The organism is Desulfoferula mesophila (assembly GCF_037076455.1).
In the GTDB taxonomy this organism is placed as follows: domain Bacteria; phylum Desulfobacterota; class Desulfarculia; order Desulfarculales; family Desulfarculaceae; genus Desulfoferula; species Desulfoferula mesophila.
Genome location: NZ_AP028679.1, coordinates 3522794 through 3541080 on the forward strand (window position 1 = coordinate 3522794; position 18287 = coordinate 3541080).

At 61.1% G+C, this 18287-nt stretch carries 13 protein-coding genes; 4 read left to right on the forward strand and 9 right to left on the reverse strand.

Annotated features, from left to right (window positions below; genetic code table 11):
* Positions 1 to 8: 8 nt before the first annotated feature.
* Positions 9 to 785, reverse strand: a complete 777-nt coding sequence (gene istB / locus AACH32_RS16165) for an IS21-like element helper ATPase IstB (RefSeq protein ID WP_338598784.1) — start codon at positions 783 to 785, stop codon at positions 9 to 11.
* Positions 782 to 2281 carry an IS21 family transposase gene (gene istA / locus AACH32_RS16170; RefSeq protein ID WP_338599205.1) on the reverse strand — a complete coding sequence of 500 codons (1500 nt, stop codon included), beginning with the start codon at positions 2279 to 2281 and terminating at the stop codon, positions 782 to 784. Before istA ends, istB begins: the two co-directional genes overlap by 4 nt.
* A gap of 96 nt (positions 2282 to 2377) precedes the next feature.
* On the opposite strand from istA, the gene AACH32_RS16175 reads away from it, so the two are divergent.
* Positions 2378 to 3877 (forward strand): class I adenylate-forming enzyme family protein, encoded by a 1500-nt coding sequence (locus AACH32_RS16175; protein WP_338601717.1) that lies wholly within the window; start codon positions 2378 to 2380, stop codon positions 3875 to 3877.
* A 67-nt stretch (positions 3878 to 3944) separates the two neighbouring features.
* On the opposite strand, the gene AACH32_RS16180 is transcribed toward AACH32_RS16175, so the two are convergent.
* Positions 3945 to 5168: a response regulator gene (locus AACH32_RS16180; RefSeq protein ID WP_338601720.1), complete on the reverse strand. Its 1224-nt coding sequence runs from the start codon at positions 5166 to 5168 to the stop codon at positions 3945 to 3947.
* 302 nt (positions 5169 to 5470) lie between these two features.
* Positions 5471 to 5905, reverse strand: a complete 435-nt coding sequence (locus AACH32_RS16185) for a GNAT family N-acetyltransferase (protein WP_338601724.1) — start codon at positions 5903 to 5905, stop codon at positions 5471 to 5473.
* A gap of 454 nt (positions 5906 to 6359) precedes the next feature.
* Here AACH32_RS16185 and AACH32_RS16190 point away from each other — a divergent pair, with 454 nt between their 5' ends.
* The 3 genes from AACH32_RS16190 to AACH32_RS16200 all read left to right on the forward strand — a co-directional run bounded on the left by AACH32_RS16190 (position 6360) and on the right by AACH32_RS16200 (position 12179).
* Positions 6360 to 8051: a TIGR00341 family protein gene (locus AACH32_RS16190; RefSeq protein WP_338601727.1), complete on the forward strand. Its 1692-nt coding sequence runs from the start codon at positions 6360 to 6362 to the stop codon at positions 8049 to 8051.
* A 503-nt stretch (positions 8052 to 8554) separates the two neighbouring features.
* Positions 8555 to 11179, forward strand: coding sequence for a hypothetical protein (locus AACH32_RS16195; protein ID WP_338601730.1), 2625 nt, complete (start codon positions 8555 to 8557; stop codon positions 11177 to 11179).
* 43 nt (positions 11180 to 11222) lie between these two features.
* Positions 11223 to 12179, forward strand: coding sequence for a DUF4037 domain-containing protein (locus AACH32_RS16200; RefSeq protein WP_338601732.1), 957 nt, complete (start codon positions 11223 to 11225; stop codon positions 12177 to 12179).
* A 3-nt stretch (positions 12180 to 12182) separates the two neighbouring features.
* On the opposite strand, the gene AACH32_RS16205 is transcribed toward AACH32_RS16200, so the two are convergent.
* The 5 genes from AACH32_RS16205 to wecB form a co-directional block, all read right to left on the reverse strand.
* Positions 12183 to 12770 carry a flavin reductase family protein gene (locus AACH32_RS16205; RefSeq protein WP_338601734.1) on the reverse strand — a complete coding sequence of 196 codons (588 nt, stop codon included), beginning with the start codon at positions 12768 to 12770 and terminating at the stop codon, positions 12183 to 12185.
* Positions 12771 to 13190: 420 nt separating this feature from the next.
* Entirely contained in the window at positions 13191 to 13850 is a 660-nt protein-coding gene (locus AACH32_RS16210) for an OmpA family protein (RefSeq protein ID WP_338601737.1), read from the reverse strand.
* Positions 13851 to 13977: 127 nt separating this feature from the next.
* The gene (locus AACH32_RS16215; RefSeq protein ID WP_338601740.1) at positions 13978 to 14937 is read right to left on the reverse strand and encodes an alpha-hydroxy acid oxidase; all 960 of its coding nucleotides are present in this window, start codon (positions 14935 to 14937) and stop codon (positions 13978 to 13980) included.
* A 215-nt stretch (positions 14938 to 15152) separates the two neighbouring features.
* A complete protein-coding gene (locus AACH32_RS16220) occupies positions 15153 to 17126 on the reverse strand; it encodes a hypothetical protein (RefSeq protein WP_338601743.1) in 1974 nt (657 codons plus the stop codon).
* A gap of 38 nt (positions 17127 to 17164) precedes the next feature.
* Positions 17165 to 18271, reverse strand: coding sequence for a non-hydrolyzing UDP-N-acetylglucosamine 2-epimerase (gene wecB / locus AACH32_RS16225; protein ID WP_338601746.1), 1107 nt, complete (start codon positions 18269 to 18271; stop codon positions 17165 to 17167).
* Positions 18272 to 18287 lie beyond the last annotated feature (16 nt).

Here is an 18287-nt window from a genome sequence, read left to right on the forward strand (position 1 = left end):
ATCTTGCCTTAGTTGGTTTTGGGCTTTGCCTGGGATCGTCTTTTGGCTTGGCGGAGCCGGTAGCTTTCTCCATTGGCCTCGATGATGTGGCACCTATGGGTCAGTCTGTCCAGCAGTGCACCGGTGAGTCTTTCGGAGCCGAAGACCTCCGTCCATTGCTGGAAAGGGAGATTGGTGGTGATCATGAGGCTTTGTTGTTCATATGCCCTACCCACCACCTCGAATAGCATTTGAGCGCCTATCTTGGAGAAGGGCACATAGCCCAGTTCATCGATGACCAGCAGGTGTAGGCGCTGGAGCTGTTTCTGCAGGCGTTGCAGACGTCTTTCCTCGCGGCATTCCATGAGCTCTGTGACCAGGGCGGTGGCGCTGTAGAATTTCACCTTGCTTCCCTGGGCGCAGGCCGCAAAGGCCATGGCGCTGGCCAGGTGGGTCTTGCCGGTGCCGGAGTTTCCGATCAGGAGCACGTTTTCCTTTTTGGCGATGTACTCGCCCCTCATCAGCTCCCTGACCAGCTGCTGATTGATGGAGGGCTGTGCCTTGAAATCAAAGGTGTCCATGGTCTTGATCACCGGAAAGGCGGCTTGCTTGATGCGCCTTTCGGCTGCCCGCTTCTCGCGGTCCAGAAGCTCCCGCTCGGTCAGGCGCAGCAGGTAGGTCATGTAATCGGAGCGGTCTTGGCTGCAGACCTTGGCCATGGCCGCGTATTCCCGGAGAATGGTGGGCAGCTTCAGCTTTTTGAGGTGGTACTCCAAGAGCACGGTGGGTTTGTCCTGGTCCTTCATGACAGCGCCCCTCCCTGCGCGAGGAGGGAGTCATAGACTGTGATATCGGGCCCGGCCACGCTCACTCGGCCCAGGTGCTCACGACCGTCCAGCAGGAAGGTGGCCGCGGGCCCTGATGATGGCGGCTCCAGCAGGTGGACAATGGCCTCCGGGGCATAGGCTCCCGCGTACAATGCCTGCTCCACCGCCCGCTTCAGTCTGGCCATGGAGTGGTCCTCCAGCAAACGTAGGACCTTTATGTATTTACGGGTGCCCTGGCCAGGCATGTCTTCCCCGGCCACCAGCCGCCGCCTCAAGACCTCAAAGCACTCAGACAGATCTAGGTCAGCCAGGGGGCGGGCGTGGTCCAGGGAGCCAGGCTTGCGCTCCAGCAAGGGCAGATAATGCCGGTAGTCGAAAAACACCCCTTCCTTGCCCCAGGATCGGGAGTGGCGGGCCACCACCACGTCATGGTGGCAGAGCACCACCCGATCCACATAGCCCTTGGCCACAATTTCATGGTGGGCACAAGCCACCGGCACCGAGTAGTCATTGTCGTCGAAGCGGACCAGGGACAATGAATTGGCCCGGGTAGGCTGTTTGCGGCAGGCATCGAAGCGGGAGGGAGGCAGGGGGACAAAGGCTGTCTGGTCTTCCTGCAAAACCTCGGCCTTGCTACCGCCCTTGCCACGCAAACGGCGCTTCATGTCGTCGCGGCACTGCCTTAAAAGCATGGCATTGAGCTCGGCCAGGTCCTTCACCTGGGGCACTGGCACCAAAAAATTCTGCCGGGCGTACTTGACCACCCCTTCCACCACGCCCTTCTCGTTTGGACGCCGCACCCGACAAAAATGCTCCCGAAAAAGGTAATGGCTCTGCAGCTTGAGAAAACCATCGGTCAGCTTGCGCTCATGAGGCCCTATGATCTTGGAAACCAGGACCTTGCTATTGTCGTAACTGATCCGGTGGGGCACCCCACCGAAAAACTCGAACGCCCTGGCATGCCCTTCCCAGTAGCTCTCGCTGCACTCCTTGTCGAAGGCCGCCACGAAAAAGGCATCGGAGTACGGCAAGGCCATGATAAAAAGCGCTATCTTGCGAAGCTCCCCGGAAACCTTGGCCAGGGCATAGCCAAAGTCCACCTGCGCCTCGCCGGGACGATGGACCAGGGGCATGTACACCTCCTGGCTCACGCGCTTGATTGCGCGCACCGCCTCCTTTACCTGGGTGTACTTGCCCTGATAACCCGCCTCCTTGATGCGGTGATATATGCGCGTGGCCGTGTGCCTTTGCTTCTTGGGAACCTTTTTGTCCTCTTTTATGATCCGGGCGATCAACTCAAGGTAGGGGCCAAGCTTGGGCTTGGCTCGGGGGGTGCTGAGCCGGTATCCGGGAGGCTCGGGAAAATTCTGAATCTTTTGCAGGGTATCCCAATGGATGCCCTCTCTACGCATTAACTCGCGCTTGCTCGCCTGGCCATCGCGCAACTCAAGTCTGATCCGGGCCCATTGATCCATGTCCGTGTACACCCCTTCCGCTCCTCCAGAGAGTCCTGGCCTGGAAGCCACCATGGCCTCCATCGCACCAAAACACCTGAAGAAAACTGAATCAATGTGTCACGGTTTTCAACCGCCACTAAAATCGTCTCGCTTTTGGACCGCCATTTACACCCGGCGGTGATCCAAGGAGAAGACACCATTACCTATGCCCAGCTCGATCGGCGCGCCGGCCACCTGGCCGCCGGCCTGGCCGGGCTGGGCCTGGCCGCAGGGGACCGCGTCGCCCTGTGCGCGCCCAACTCGGTGGAATGGCTCTACGTCTATTTCGCGGCGTTGAAGCTGGGGGCGACGGCGGTGACCCTTTCCAACCAGCTCTCGGCCCAGGAGCTGTCCCTGCTGGCCGGGCACGCCCGCCCCAAGGCGGTCTACGCCGACCCGGCCCACTACCCCGTCCTGGAGGCCCTGCGCGAAACGGCGGGCATAAGCTGGATCATCGGGGCGGGGGGCGACCACGAGCCCGCCGCGCTCATGCCCGCGGCCTCCGAGCCCCTGGGCGCGGTGGAGCGCGAACGCGACCACACGGCCTGCGTGCTCTACACCGGCGGCACCACCGGCACCCCCAAGGGGGTGATGCTCAGTCACGAAAACATAAACACCGCCATCCACAACGTGGTGCGCATGGAAGGCTCCAACGAAAACGACCGGGTGCTGTGTTTTTTGCCCTTCAACCACGTCTTCGGCCAGATGCACATCATGAACGCCACCGTGCTCTCGGCCGGCTGCCTGGTGCTCTTGCCCGGCTACAACCAGGACGAGGCCCTGGAGGCCGTGGCCCGGCACGGGGTCACCAAGCTCTACGCGGTTCCCACGGTCTACGTGCGCCTGTTGCAGCTTAGCGACCTCAAGGCCCGGCTGGGCAAGGTGCGCTATTGTTTCAGCGCCGCGGCCAGCCTGGCCCGGGAACACGTGCTGCGCTGGCGCGAGGCCACCGGCCTGGCCATCCACGAGGCCTACGGCATGACCGAGACCGCCTCCATGGTGACCTTCAACCACCACCGCCGGCACCTGGTGGGCTCGGTGGGCGAGCCGGTGGGCACCACCGAGGTGAGCATCCGCGACGCCGGCGGCCTGGCCCTGCCCACCGGCCAGAGCGGCGAGATATGCATCCGGGGCCGCAACGTGATGCAGGGCTACTTGGACAACCCTTCCGACACCCGTGACTTGTTTTACGGCGACTGGCTGCGCTCGGGGGACGTGGGCTACCTGGACCAGGACGGCTACCTGTTCATCGTGGATCGCCTCAAGGAGATGATCATCACCGGCGGGGAAAACGTTTATCCCCGCGAGGTAGAGGAGGTCATTTTCCAGTGGCGCCAGATAGCCGAGTGCTCGGTTATCGGGCTGCCCGATCCGGAATACGGCGAGCGGGTGGTGGCGGTGTGCGTGCCCACGCCGGGCGAGAGCATCGACGCCCTGGAGCTGCGGGCCTTTTTGAAAACCAAGCTCAGCGGCTACAAGGTGCCCAAGGAGTTCGTCATCAAAAACGACCTGCCCAAGAGCCCGGCCGGCAAAATGCTCAAGCGGGAGATCAAAAAGGACCTCATAGAGGGCTGAACTCTCGGCGCGGTCCAGCCGCGGTCTGGGGGATCGGCCGGTAGGTATCGGGCCCTTTCTCAGCCCTTCACTTGCTCAGCCAGTTGTCCAGCGAGCAGATATCTTCGCGCAACGCATAGCGCACCAGCTCCACCATGTTGGCCAGGTTCAGCTTGTCCATCAGGTTGTGCCGGTAGGCCTTCACGGTCTTGGCCCCCAGGCCCAGCCTCTGGGCGATATCCTCCACGCCCACGCCCTCGGCCAATAGTTGCAGGATTTCGCGCTCGCGGGGGCTCAGGCTGCTGGCCGGGGGGCCGGCCGGCGCGCCTTCGATGCGCCCCACAAAGCCCTTCACCACCAGGTCGGTGATTTCGGGGGCGAGGTAGGTGAGCCCCTGGCCCACCAAACGAATCACGGACAGCATTTCCCGGGCGGTGCAGGTTTTTATCAGGTAGCCGTGGGCCCCGGCCTCCAAGACCCCCGCCACGAAGCGCGGGTCGCTGTGCATGGAAAGCACCAACACCCGGCTGGAGCCTCCGGCCTGCACGATCTGGCGGGTGGCCTCGATGCCGTTCAGGTCGGGCATGGAGATGTCCATGAGCACCACGTCCGGCTGATGCAACCGGGTCATCAGCACCGCCTGGCGGCCGTCGGAGGCCTCGGCCACCACCTCCAGGTCCGGTTCGTCTTCGACCAGGCTTCTGACACCGCTGCGAAACACCTGGTGATCGTCCACCAGCAATACGCGCGTGGGGCGGCCGCCGGGTACCTGCCCCCTGACTTCGTCCCCGCCGGGCGTCTCATCGGTGAACACCCGGAACACCCGGACCGGCTCGGCGATGTTTTTCACCCGGTGCAGGCCATGGTCCTCGAAACTCAGATTGAGCTTGTTCTTCACCTGCTCGCAAATGCTGGCCGACACGCACACCCCGCCGGGGTCGGCCAGGCCCTCGATGCGGGCCGCCAGGTTAACCCCGTCGCCATATAGGGTCCCCTGTTCGGCCACCACGTCGCCCAGGTTCACTCCAATGCGAAACTCCATGCGCCGCCGGCGGCTCAGCTTCTGGTTCTCGATCTCCAGCCGCTGTTGGATGGCCACGGCGCAACACACGGCATTGACCGCGCTGGCAAACTCGACCAAGAGGTTGTCGCCGGGCGCATCGACTACCCTTCCCTGCTGCTGCCCGACGAGTTGGGTGATTATGCGGCGGTAGGCGGTGAGGGTGGCTATGGTGGCGGCTTCGTCGTCGGCCATCAGGCGGCTGAAGCCCTTGACGTCGGCGGAAAGTATGGCGGCCAGTTTGCGGGGCATGATCTTAGCGTCCCCTGGACACGGTAATCATATAAAACCCCGAGGCCGCGTTGGCCCATCAGGCGGGAAAATATGCTCAGGTGTCGGGCAGGCGGCAGCGGGATCACCAATCCCCCCACATACTAAAATAGCACGTAACCTAGTCGGTTTTAAGGAAAAATCGTGCGACCCCCCGGATGGCCGCTTGGGCAGGCCATCCCCGTGCGCGCCACCGCGGTCATGCGGGAGCCACGGGGCGGTGGGCGCTTTGCGCCGGCGCAGCGCCCACTACCGCAAGGCTATCGGCGAGGGCTCTATGCGCTTCAGGCGGCCAATTCCAGGCAGCAGGCCGCGCTATACCGGGGCGCATCGTTGGTGCGGGGGAAGCGCAGGCTTAATTTTCTGTACAGATTGAGGGCCCCGCTGTTGTCGTTGCGCACTTCCAAAACGACCCTTTTTATGCCCCGCTGCCTCAGATAGTCCAGGGCCAAGCCGGTGAGGGCGCTACCCAACCCCTGCCTCTGATAGGCGGGCAGGATGAAGACGAGATACTCGGCCTCCCCGCGCCGCCGGTCCACTATGGCCGCCGCATGGCCCACCACGCGGTGCCCCTGGCGCAGGACAAAATTCCAACTCACCCCCATGATCGCCTCCACCCAGGTGTTGCGGGCGTAGTCGGCCACCGGGGGCATGCCCTGCACGCTACCTTTGGGCTCGAAGGCGTCGTACATCCTTTGCACCGCCCAACAGGCCTCCATGCCACAGGGATCAATCCGTAATCCAAAACCCAACCGCATCGCGCACCTCCCATGGTCCTTGGTTCAAGCAACGGAACTGCTTGGCATTTCCGTTGTGAATCCAGGCTACCGCCGGCCTTGGGAAACTACATAGGAGCCTTGGCACGATGTGCCTCAGGAATCGGCCCGAGGATTGTCGGCCAATGGAGCATGGCAGCCTGGCCGACCGTCCGCCAGCCATATGCCGAGTGTCCGTCGGTCTTGCGCCGGCCCAAAAACTCGTGGGTTACTCTTTGCTTGGACTGACGGCCCGTATTAAATTAGAGGAATAGATGAGTGGATGAAGCCCGGGGGGTTGAGTCTGCCCCGCCAGTCCCCGCGGGTCACGGCGGGTTTGCATAATCCAGGGACGCGGCATCCGTCTTGGATGCTGCCGGGCTTGGGGCACCGGGAACCTTCATTAGGGGACAACGTCATGCAGTTGTTCTATGTCACGCGCGACCGCTTCAAGATCGTTCACGAGGATATCGCCAACGGCTCGGAACCGGCTCTAAGGTTTTATCTCATGGTGGCGGTCTCCACCTTGATCGCCAGTTTCGGGCTGATATCCGACAGCACCGCCGTGGTGATCGGCGCCATGCTGGTGGCCCCTCTGATGACCCCCATTTTCGGCATTGCCTTGGCCCTGGTCAGAGGCGAGACGGGCCTGCTGGGGCGCGCCTTGCGCGCCGAGATAATGGGGGTCTTGGCCGCCCTGGCCATGAGCTTTGTCCTGGGCTCGCTGATCGGCCATTATGAGCCCACCGGCGAAATGTTGGCCCGCACCCGGCCCAATCTTTTTGACTTGCTGGTGGCGGTTCTGGCCGGTTTCGCGGGCACCTACGCCCTGATCGACGAGAAGATAAGCCCCGCCCTGCCCGGCGTGGCCATCGCCACCGCCATCGTGCCTCCCCTGGCCAACTCCGGGCTCTGCCTGGCCCTGGGGGAGGTGGAGGGCGGTATCGGTTCTTTCCTCCTTTTTTTCGCCAACTTCCTGTCCATCCTCCTGGTGGCCTCCGCTACCTTCATTCTCAGCGGCATGGCCAAGCATTACGGCGCCAAGATAGAGGGGAAATCCTTTGTCCGCCGTTTGGGCCTGCCGGTCATAGCCTTTGTGGCCACAGCCGCCTTCATGTCCCATTCCCTGTACGTCATCTACGAGGAACGCCGAATCGACCGGACCATCTACCAAACCATGATTGGCGCCTTGGCCGACATCCCCTCGACCTACCTGGGGTCCGTCTACCACGACAAGGAGGGCGACAAGATTCAGGTCTTGGCCGGAGTGCATACACCCAAATTCTTCACCCCGAGTCAGGTGTTGCGCGTCCAGGAAAAACTCAGCGCCAGCCTGGAAATGCCCGTCGAGTTGCTGGTGCACTGCGTGGTCAGCAGCAACGTTTCCGCGCACGGCTCGATCAACAGCGTCATGAGCAGGAACCTGGACGGTAGTTTCGTAAGGGCCAGCAACAATCCAGCCCTGGCTGAAATAGCCATCTCCGAGCAGGTGTTGCGCGAATACTTTGCCGATGACATGGCCACCAACCTGTTTTGGGTTGATCTGGTGAACCTGACCAATCGCAAGATCATGGTGGCCCAGGTGGTGAGTATGCGGGACATCTTGCCCAGCGAAATTACCCTGTTACAAGATCGAATCCGCCAAAAGGCCAAGAAAGACAACTTGTATCTGGTAATCAGCCGGGTGGGGAAGCAGCTCCAGACCGAAATTGGCCCCATGCGCTACGGCTGGATTCCGGGAAACAAAGCGACCCCCGCTATCCGCCAAAAGATCGACGAGATACGGGAAGAGTTGACCAAGGCCTTTGCCGAGCGGCATGGCTTCGATCTGGTGGAATTCAACGCCACCAGCCTTGACGACAAGCTTTACCTACTGCTGGAAATACGCGGGCCGAAACTTTTCCCGCAAAGCGATATCGACGAGTTGCAGACCAGCCTCACCCGGAAGTACTCCATGCCGGTGGTTGTTTACGCCTGGAGCCGCGTGGAGGTGGTGCGGGGGCCCCACGGTGAAGAATCGGTCAACAAGATGCGGCGGTATTTCATTATGCGCCAAAAGGAAAACCTGCCCAAGGAACTGCCGGCGCTGCTGGGCTCCGGCGGCCGCTGAGGCCCTGAAGAGGCTGCGTCCGGCGCCGTTGCCGCGAAGGATGACCCAATAACCTGGCCTCCGGGCGACGTACCGGAAGCCAGGCCGATCTCTAGCGCCGTTTGAGTCGGGGCTCAGGCATGCCCATGAGTTGACGTTGCCGGTTCCCGGGGGGGAAGTGACCAGGTTCGCATCGACGCCGGTAGGCTCTTGGGGGACGAGTCAGACGCGCACACCTACCAGGCTCTGCCTCCCAAAAATTGGCCCCGCACCTTTAAGACACCTCAGCTTGGCTCATACTCCAGCGGGCGAATCACCTTATTTCCATAAGACCTTTGTTAAGTTAGGTAATTGTTGTAGAGTGCATGGGGGCTGTCCGCAAGCCGCCCGGCAGATCGTCAACCTGCGGAACGGACCACCACACAATGCCGACATTCACCAACGCGAAACGCTCGCCCCAAAGCACGGCCGCGGACCCGGCAATGGGAGGCGGCGAGAGGCTATCCCCCTGGGTCACTTGGGTCGTGGTCCTAATATACGCGGTGGCCGTCGGCCTTAGGGTATGGCGTTTTTTCAGCGGCGAACTCCACGACGACAGCGCTGTGGTGGGCCTCATGGGGCTGGCGGTCCTGCAGGGCCCGTTCCCTATTTTCTTTTTCGGACAAAACTGGATGGGCAGCCTGGACGCCATCCTGGCCGCTCCCCTATATGCCTGGTTCGGCCCCAGCGCCCTGACGGTCAACGTGTTGCCGCCGGTGTTGTCCCTGGCCTTCATGGCCTGCCTGCAGCCCATACTGCGCCGCAGGGTGGGCACCTGGGGCATGTTGGCGGGCTTGGCTTACCTGGCCGTGCCCCCCACCTCCTGGCTGTACTGGTGCGGTGAGGCCCGAACCCATTACATGCTGGGGCTGTTGTTGGCGGCTCTGGTGTTGCTCATGACCCACCGGCTTTGGCAAGAGCGCGCTTGGTCGTGGAGCAACCTGCTGTTGTGGGGGCTATTCGGCGGCGCCGCCCTCTGGACCAACTTTTCCGTCATCGTGGTGATCCTGCCCTGCACGGTGTTTTTGCTCTTTACGTGCAAAGGCAAAATCAGCCTCTGGAGCGTACCCTTGGCCGCCCTGGGCGGAGTGGTGGGCGGCGCCCCTTTGCTTTGGTTCAATCTCACCCACCACATGGCCAACGCCGGGCAAGGCGGCTTTTTTGGCTGGCAATATATCCTGCCCGCCCTGTCGCCCTTGCTGAATAACAGCTTGCCCATGATTTTGGGGCTCAACACCGCCATCTCCGGGGGCCCCACCGGCGGCTATGGAATCTTCCTGCTTCTCTATGGGCTGCTGCTGGCCGTTGTGGGTTTGGGAGGCTACTTTCTTTTCCGGCTCAACCGAGGGCAAGGCCAGGCATTCACTTGGCTGTTGCTGGGCATCGCTCTTTTGAACCTCGTAGTCGTGATCTCTTCCGCCTACATCAGGGGCCTGTACGAAGCAGACCCGCGTTATCTGTTGTGCCTGTACCTGGTGGTGCCCTTTCTGGTGGGAGCCCTTGCCCGCTGGCTGTCCACCAAAAACTCCTGGGCCGCCGTGGCCCTGGTGCTGGCTTTGGCATTGGTGCATGTCTCCCAATATTCGCAGTGCAGGATGTGGAATTTTCAGAGCCCGCTGCTGGATATCAAGCACGGGTTTTACCTGAACCAAGAGGCTGGGATTAAAAAGAATCTGCGGGAGATACGCGCGGCCGGCTTCAAGTACCTCTACAGCAAACACAGATGGTACATCTTGAATTTCCTGGCCAATGGCGATCCGGTGGTCTGCAATTACTGGAAGTCGCGCGACTTCAACAGCACCATCAAAGTCGATGCCTCCGACAATCCGGGCATGCTGGACATGGACCAGGGCAGCCTGGATATTCTGGGTCTAGCCCACAAGACCTGGCGCGGTGGGAGAAATACGATCGTTTACGATTTCAGTGCGCCGACCGGGGCGGCTGTGCTGCTGCCCCGCCGGAGCTGGTCGGCCAGGGCCAATGGCCGGGACTTGGGCCAAACCCTGAACGACGCCGATCTGACCACCGGTTTCAGCACCCCGGGCCCGGCCCGGGAAGGCGATTCGCTGACCATTGACCTGGGACGGCCCCAAAACGTGGGCGGCCTGGCCATGATACCCGCCGAGTTCCGCCAGGTGCCCAAGGGCCTGATGGTGGAGTTGGCCGGCCCTGACGGCGTATTCTCCACAGTCAGACAGAGCCGTACTTACTGGGGCCCCTTCTACCTTTCCGGGCCGCACCCCTTTCTCAAGGCCCGCTACCCGCGGGTTGAAAGCTACTTCCCTCCCCGCCAAACCAGGTACATCCGCCTTACCCACCAGGGGGAAAACCGCTATCACCATTGGAGCGTGCATGAGCTCCTGCTGTTCGGGCCCGGCCCGGAAAGCGAGTGCACCTGGGATGAGAGCGCCCGAAGAGTCTTCCGCATCCTAAAGGCCGATAACATCCAAAACGCCTATGGCGACGCCTGGATCGCCGCTAAGGTTGTCTCTCATTTCCAAGGGAACGTCCATGTCGTTACCGGCAATGTGAACCTGGATGTTTACGGCACCGGCAAGCGCACCTACTCCAAACCGCTTATCCTACGACCCGTCAAGGGCAGCGCCCTGATCTTGAACCAACGGGCGGGCGCCATTGTGGAAACGCAACTGGCATCCTACGGCATCTCCTATCGCAGGCAGGATGCCGGGCGCTTTGTGGTCTTTTTGCTCGACGGCCAGGCCCAAGGCGAGCCATTAGCCATAAAACGCCTGCCCACCCCGCAGGGTCAGGGGGTTGTCTGGCAAATCGGCCAAGGCCCAAGCGCCGAGTTGGGCTGGCTGCGACTGTCAGGCCTAAACGACCGGCTTCCTCCGGACTTCAGCTTGGAATGCAGGACCTCCCAGGGAGCCTGGGAGCCGGTCGACTTGGTCAAGGCGGGGCCCATCGTTTTTTCCGGTCAGGTGTTGCTGGGCTATCAGGGCAAAGACAATCTCTACCGCTTAGCGACGCCGCATCGCGCGAAACAAATCAGGCTGCGTCAGCTAAGCCCCCAGGCGGCCCAAAAGCTGGGAGAGTTCAACCTAAGCGCGTGGGAGCCCACCAAACCAAGCGGCGAAACCGCGCAATAGGCTCGGCTGTCCACGCGGCGGCGGGCGATTCGGATAGCTTCCTATGCATGAATCCGCATCTCAAAATGGTTTGGCCATCGCAAAGGACTACTGGCTGCAATGGGGCCACCCCTGGCTTGCCGCCAGGCATCCCCAGCTTCTCGAGCGGATCGGGGTCGGCCTCTTCAGCGGTTCGGAGGTGCTCGGGGCGGATGACGCCCTCTCCCGCGATCACGGCTGGGGCCCGCGTCTGGAGATTTTCCGCAGCGGGCAAGAGGGCTTCTCCAACGAGGCTCTGCAATCAGAAATGACAGCCGCCGCGCCCGCGGAATGGGAAGGCTTTCAAAACCGTTACCAGTTTGCGCCTTCCATCCAGGTCCATAATCTGGCGGAATATTTTGGCCGGAACTTCCCCCGCCGCCGCTTGCCGGAGTCGCCGCTGGATTGGGTCTGCTGCGATGCCAAACTGCCCAATCTGGAATCACATCTCCACTTTGTCCGCCACGGCGCCGTCTTCCACGACCCGGCGGGCATATTGGCCGAGGTGCGGGCCAGGCTGCGCACCTATCCCGAAGACGTCTGGCTGCTGCGCATGGCCCAGCTTTGCTTTGATCTCGCGCACTACGGCGAGTACAATTTCTGCTGGCGGTTGGTCAAGCGCCAAGACCCGGTGGCGGCGGCGATGGCGGTCGGCAGCTTCCAGCTTGCGGCGATGGCCCTCTCCCTGGTCATGGACCACGACTACGCGCCCTACTGGAAGTGGCTTCACCACGTCTTTCGGTCGCGCGAATTCGCCGCCCGACTCGATGCCCATCTCCTGAGCATGTCCACGACTCTCGATTACCAGAGCCGCGCGGCGTCCATCGAAGCGGTGTGCCAGTTGCTCATGGCGGAGTTGGTCGAGCGCGGCATCCTGCCGCCCGACCTGGATGACGGCTCCGGCCTTCCCCTCTTTTTTCAGGCGCGGGCCTATCTGCTCGGCCGCATTGGCGACCCGGCCGTTAGGGCCTTGGCCGGGTAAGGCCTAGCGATACTTGCCGCCAAAGGGGTCCGCACCATCGGTGAACATCGCGGCAAAAGACTCCTGGCTGCCGAGATCCACAGCGGTGCAGTAGTTCATCACCCCTTTCTTGCCGGTCATGATCAGAGGTTTGGCCTTGGCCACGTCAAGGTTTCCTTCCCCGTCCAGGACGTCGTCCCGCACTTCCAGGTGCAGCACCTTGCCGGTGATGAGCACGTGCTTGTCCTCCTCGTAGAGCTGCACGCACTCGCACTCCATCCAGGCATAGCATCCCGCCACCCCCGGAGGGCTGACCACGTGGGAGGGTTTTTCGTCCAGCCCGGCCAACTCGAACTCATCTATCTCCGGCGGCACGTTCTTGGCCGTGGGAATGACCTTGTCCTGCATTTGCGCACCCGCCATGTTCACCACGAACTGGTTGGTGGCGCGGATGTTGGCCAAGGTGTCGCGTTTCTTGGCCGAGGCCAGGCAGATCAAGTCCAGGGGACGCAGCACCGGCATGATGCAGGACCAGGGAGCCACGTTGCGCACGCCATCGGGGCTCATGGTGGAGATGAAGGTCACGGGCAGGGGAAACAGTCCTTCTCTCATGAACGGCTTTAAGATCATTTAGACAACTCCCGATAAATGACGAATTGCGAAAGCGGCCTGCCGGGTGATTTCTGCCTAAGCCTCGCGGGGCAACTCCCACGATCATGGCCGCGCTGCCGCCTTTGGTTCGCGCTCCAATAAAAAACCGCCCACGCCCTTCGCCTTCTGGCGATCAGGGACCGTTGACGGCCTCTCAATGAACTACCTGGTTTTATGAGCAGCGGGGGGGCGGCGTCCTTTCCTGGGACGAATATTTTTCCCGCTCTAGTTTTTTAACTTATAACAATTCACCGCATAGTCAAGCCATGACATTGCCTGGTCCCACCGCGCCCTATCTCCCAGGGATGGCTGGCGGCGGAAGGCGACAAAACAGGGGCCGGCCAATCCGGCCGGCCCCTTGGCATCAACCGTTCAGTTGTCTTAGGAGGAGACCACGGGATGGATAACCACCTCGGCCCTGCCGTCCATGTAGCGGCTGTTGGGATTGCCGGAAGCCGTCACCAGCACGGGCGCAACCCCCATCCCCAGCAGCATGGTCCGGATCGCCTCGGCCCGCTGGTTGGCCAGCGTCTGCCTCTGGGCCTGGGTACCGGTGCTGTCGGGATGGCCGATCACCACGATCGTCGTCTTGCCGTAGGTGTTGACCACGTTGGCGATCGTCTGCAGCGTGGGTATGAAACCGGAATTGACCACCGCCGAGCCGGGAGCAAACGCCGTGGAGCCGGTCTCCGTCACCAGCAGGGCGTTGTCGGCCAGAATCTGCACCGAAGCCTCTCCGGCATTGATCTGGGGCGCCAGGGCTTTTTCCAGGTCCTTCTTGCGGTCATCCATGAAATGGCCCACCACGGCCCCGGTGAGCGCTCCGCCGGCGGCCCCGATCAAGGCACCGGCCCACGGGTTGGAATGGTCGATGATGGCTCCGATGGCCGCCCCGCCGGCTCCGCCGATTATGCCGCCTTTGGTGGTGTCGGTCATGGTGGACATACCGCCGTTTCCGGCGCAGCCCGAAACGGCAAACACGGCGATAACCCCCAGCACCATCAGACTAATACCGATGGATTTTTTCCTCAATCTTTGCACTGCCGCCGACTCCTTTTTTCCGTTGTAGTTAGGAATTACACGGGATTGTTTTCATTCTACAGTTGCCAAGGCATCCGTTACAAGATGAAGGTCCCCAGGTTGGCCTGGATGGCTTGGGCGGCGAGGTTCACAGCTTGATCAGGCACTCCGGGCCCAGGTCGCGGGGGCTCTGGGCCCCCAGCATCACCATGGTACGCCGCATCTCTTCCTGGAGGCAGGCAATCAAATCCCGCACCCCTTGGGCCTCGCCGGCGGCCAATGCGTAGAGTATGGGGCGTCCCAGGCCGATGGCGTCCGCGCCCATAGCCAGACCCTTGATGACGTCCGTGCCCCGTCGGAAGCCGCCGTCCATGACGATGTAGGCCCGGCCGTCGATGGCCGCGACCACCTCTTGGGCCACCTGCAAGGGATGGGGCAAATAGTCTATGGTGTGGGCCCCGTGGTTGCTGAGCACCACCGCGTCCACCCCGGCCTGTACGCACAACTGGGCGTCAGGCACCGAGAGCACCCCCTTGGCGATCATCTTGCCTTTGATCAGCCCGCGCAGCTCTTGCAGCTCGGCAAAGCTAAGGGGGGCGCAGCCGGTGGCCATGGGCTTGTCCTGGATCTTGGTGCCCATGGCCGCGTCGATCTCCAGCGATATCATGCCCACGCCTTCCGCGGTGATCTTCTCCACGTCGGCTTTCAGCCTGTCGCGGTCCTCGTAGGGCTTCACCGACGCGATTAGCGGCACTCCGGTGGCCAGGAGGCCTTGCAGGTCCTGGGGAATGGGGGTGCCGGTCCACATCACGCTTCCGGCCTCGGCCAGGCCCTGGGCCACCTTCAAGAGGCCGTCCTCGCAAATACCGGGGATGGGCATGGTGATGGCGCTCATCACCACCGGCGCGGAGATATCCACACCCAAGAAATTCACCGATGTCTCGGCGCTGGGAGGAGCGTTGATAGCCTTTTGGCGCAAGGCCCAGCGGTCGAATACGGCCCGGTTGTTGGCCCCCACCCAACCGGTCTCCACCGATCCCAATGCAAAGCCCAACTCACGGGACATGAGATCCTGTTCGCCCTTGGTGTAAATCTCGCCTAAGGTCATGGCCGCCTCTTTTCCGGTTCGCCCCTGGCGGGCGGAGGTTAACTTATTAAGGTTACACCCAATCAGGGCCTACCGTCAGATTTTGCAACGAAAAGTGACATTGAAAAGGGGATGGCCAATCCGGCCGGCCCCTTGATCTTTTGGCACGCCAGGAGGGACTCGAACCCCCGACCGGTGGCTCGGGAGTTATATAAATGGCATTGGCAGCAGTGAGTTCATTTATGCCGGCCGCCGCCATGGTGGCGAGCATCGGCGGCCAAGATAACGAAATATTTATTTTTATATACTTCATCCAGGTTGCTTTTGCCGGTGAAGTATTTATTTTGCAAAACGAAATAGTCGATGCCGTATTGCTTGGCCAGGTCCCTGCGCCATTGGTCGTCCTTGCTGTAGAAACTTTCGCGAAGGTCTTTGCGCAGTTTGTTCCAACCGACGATGGACCGGCGATACTTCAGATACTTGTCCAGGTCCAGCCCGAAATACCCCAGGCGATGCAAGCCCTCCTTTAACAGGGGGTAATTGCTGGCGTAAATCCAGGCCGAGTAGAGCCATTCCCTGGCGCCCCCCCAGGAGGCTCGTTGAGACAAGGCCCGCCACCCACCCCCGAGGGAAGGGTCCACCATGAATAAGGAGTCCGGGGCGGTGTGGTTTTTGGCCCATAGCTGGGCCTGGCCAAAGGCGTGATACCTCTCCTGCACCTCGGGACGCATGTTTTGATTGCTCAGCCACAGGAAGGCCACCACAAAGCAGGCGCCGACAGCAATATAAGTCAATATGCGGCCCCGCCATTCGTCGTTGCGCCTCGCCAAGAAACCGGTTGCGGCGAATACCGCCCCCATACCCGCCACGGTCCACAAAAAGGCGGGGCTGCCGACATAGGCCGGGTTCATCAGAGGCCGGGCCATGCCCATGGCCCAATAGAGAATGAGCAGGCCCACGATGGAAGCGCCCAAAACCACCATCACGATATTGAATCTTCGCTTGGCATCTACCCTGGCCAGTGCCAGCCAGCACGGTAAAGTCACCAGCAGACACCAGATCGTCGGAAAGCCTGGATGCCCGTATACGCCGAAGAACGGGGACAGCAATACCGCCATGGCTATGATTTTTCTCCACAGGCCGGCGGATTTTATTTCGTCGTACAAGCCGGCGGCCACAATCACCAGGCCGACGTTGAGGATCATGTCGTTGGCTCGAGAGAGGGACAACTTTATCAAGCTGGAGCTAAAGGGGTATACAGAGAAAAGAACTCCCAAACCGACCAAAACGGCCATGGCCGCGCATCCGGCCATAAGGCGGCGGCGATCTTCGGAAAGCGGCCCCTGGCGCCAGACGAAATAAACCAGAAGCAGGCAGAAGCCCAGGAACGGCAGGAAAATGGCGTAGTGGCGTAGGCCGAACACGCCCAGGCTGACGGGATACCAGTGGTAGCACATCATCTTGGACAGGGAGACCCAAAGGTTCAACGGTATTTGCCCGCCGGCGATCTCACTGGCCTTTACGGTGAGCAGGATCCACAATGCCCCACCCGCCAGGACAATGGCCGCGCCGATCCAGGTCTTGATTTCTTTCAAGGGCCGCGGGGCGACCAATACCATGGCCGCGACGAAAACCAGGGCGAATAGCCCCATGGTGAAGTGGGTGATCAGGGAGGCCAAAAGCAGCAGCCCCGCCTGGACGTACTTGCGACGCAGCACCTGGGCCACGGCCAATATCCTGAAACCGTCGGCCGCTACATAATACTGACCGATAAAGGTGCCGGTGCCGAAACGGGCCAGGTTCATTTCCCGCACGCTACTGGCTATCACCAGCGCCACCACGACGAGCAACAAACCATAGTCGGCGTCGGGCCGTATGGCCCTGGTCAAGGAGACAAAGGCAAAGGAGAGGAACAGTATCTCGAAGGCGACGACAAAACGCTGCATGACGATCGGGGCGATTCCCAAGTAGTCATACCCCGCCAGGTAGAGCTGCATGAAGGCTGATTTTGAAAAATTCTGCGTGCCCGAGGGATACGAGCCCGGAATGGCGTCAAGATGACGAACCTCGTTTATCCAACCCTCCGGGCTGAACTCGTGCCAGGCGATTTTCAGGCTCAAAAAATTTATGTTGGTGTACCAGCAATAGGAGCACAGGGCCATGAAAGCCAGAGCGAAAACGATTTTGATGGCGTTCCTGGAAGCTAGCATTTCGACTCTATATATCCAGCTCGCTTCGGCTCAGCGGTTCAGTTTTGCCGCAAAAAGGCTTTGATGGACTCCACGACCCTGGCGGCGGTTTTACCGTCCCATAATTCCGGCAGAGGCTTTTCGGGACGGGGGCTCTCGAGGGATTCCGCGACCAATGCTCCCAGTTCTTCCGGAGTGCAGAGCCTGTTGCTCCCCTGCTCTATGGTTATGGGGCGCTCGGTGTTGGGCCGCAGGGTGAAGCAGGGGATCCTCAAGTAGGTTGTCTCCTCCTGCAGACCGCCTGAATCGGTTATCACCACCGATGAGCGCCACAACAGGCTCATGAAAGGCAAGTAGCTCAGAGGCTCAGACAGATGCAGGCCGGGGCGGTTGGCTAGAGAATCGAAAAGACCGCCGTCTTCCAGCCGCTTGCGGGTTCTGGGGTGCACCGAAAAGATCAGGGGCATGGTTTGGGAGACCGAAGCCAAGGTCTCGCAAATCAACCCCAACTTTGCCGGGTCATCGACGTTTAGCGGCCGATGCAAGGTTACGACGCCGTAAGGTTCCTTGATGCGCCTCAAATCATCCGCGGGTTGCAATTTTTCAATTTGCGGCCTCATAAGCTCGAGCGAATCGATCATGATGTTGCCGACCCGCCGCACCTGCCCGCCGACCCCTTCGCGGGCGAGATTGGCGTCCCCATCCGCCGACGGCGTCCATAGAAGATCGGCCAAGGCGTCGGTCACCACCCTGTTTATCTCTTCCGGCATGGTGCGGTCAAAGGAGCGCAGGCCCGCTTCCAAATGAGCCACTTTCAGGCCGAGCTTTGCCGCGGCCAGCGCCGCCGCCACGGTGGCATTGACATCGCCGACCACCACCACCAAGTCGGGCCGCTGCTCCAAAAGCACCTTTTCATAGGCGATCAAGGTGTGGCCGGTCTGTTCGGCGTGGCTGCCACTCCCCACTCCCAGATGAACCTGGGGTGCGGGCATCCCCAGATCCTTGAAAAAGTCCTCCGACATGTTGACGTCATAATGTTGGCCGGTGTGGACGATCTTCGGATCGGCCCAATCCTGGTCTTTCAGGGCCAGATAAAGAGGCGCGATCTTCATGAAGTTGGGCCTGGCCGCTGCCACCAGGTGAATAGATTTTTTTGATTTGCCCATAGCTTGTATCCAGGCA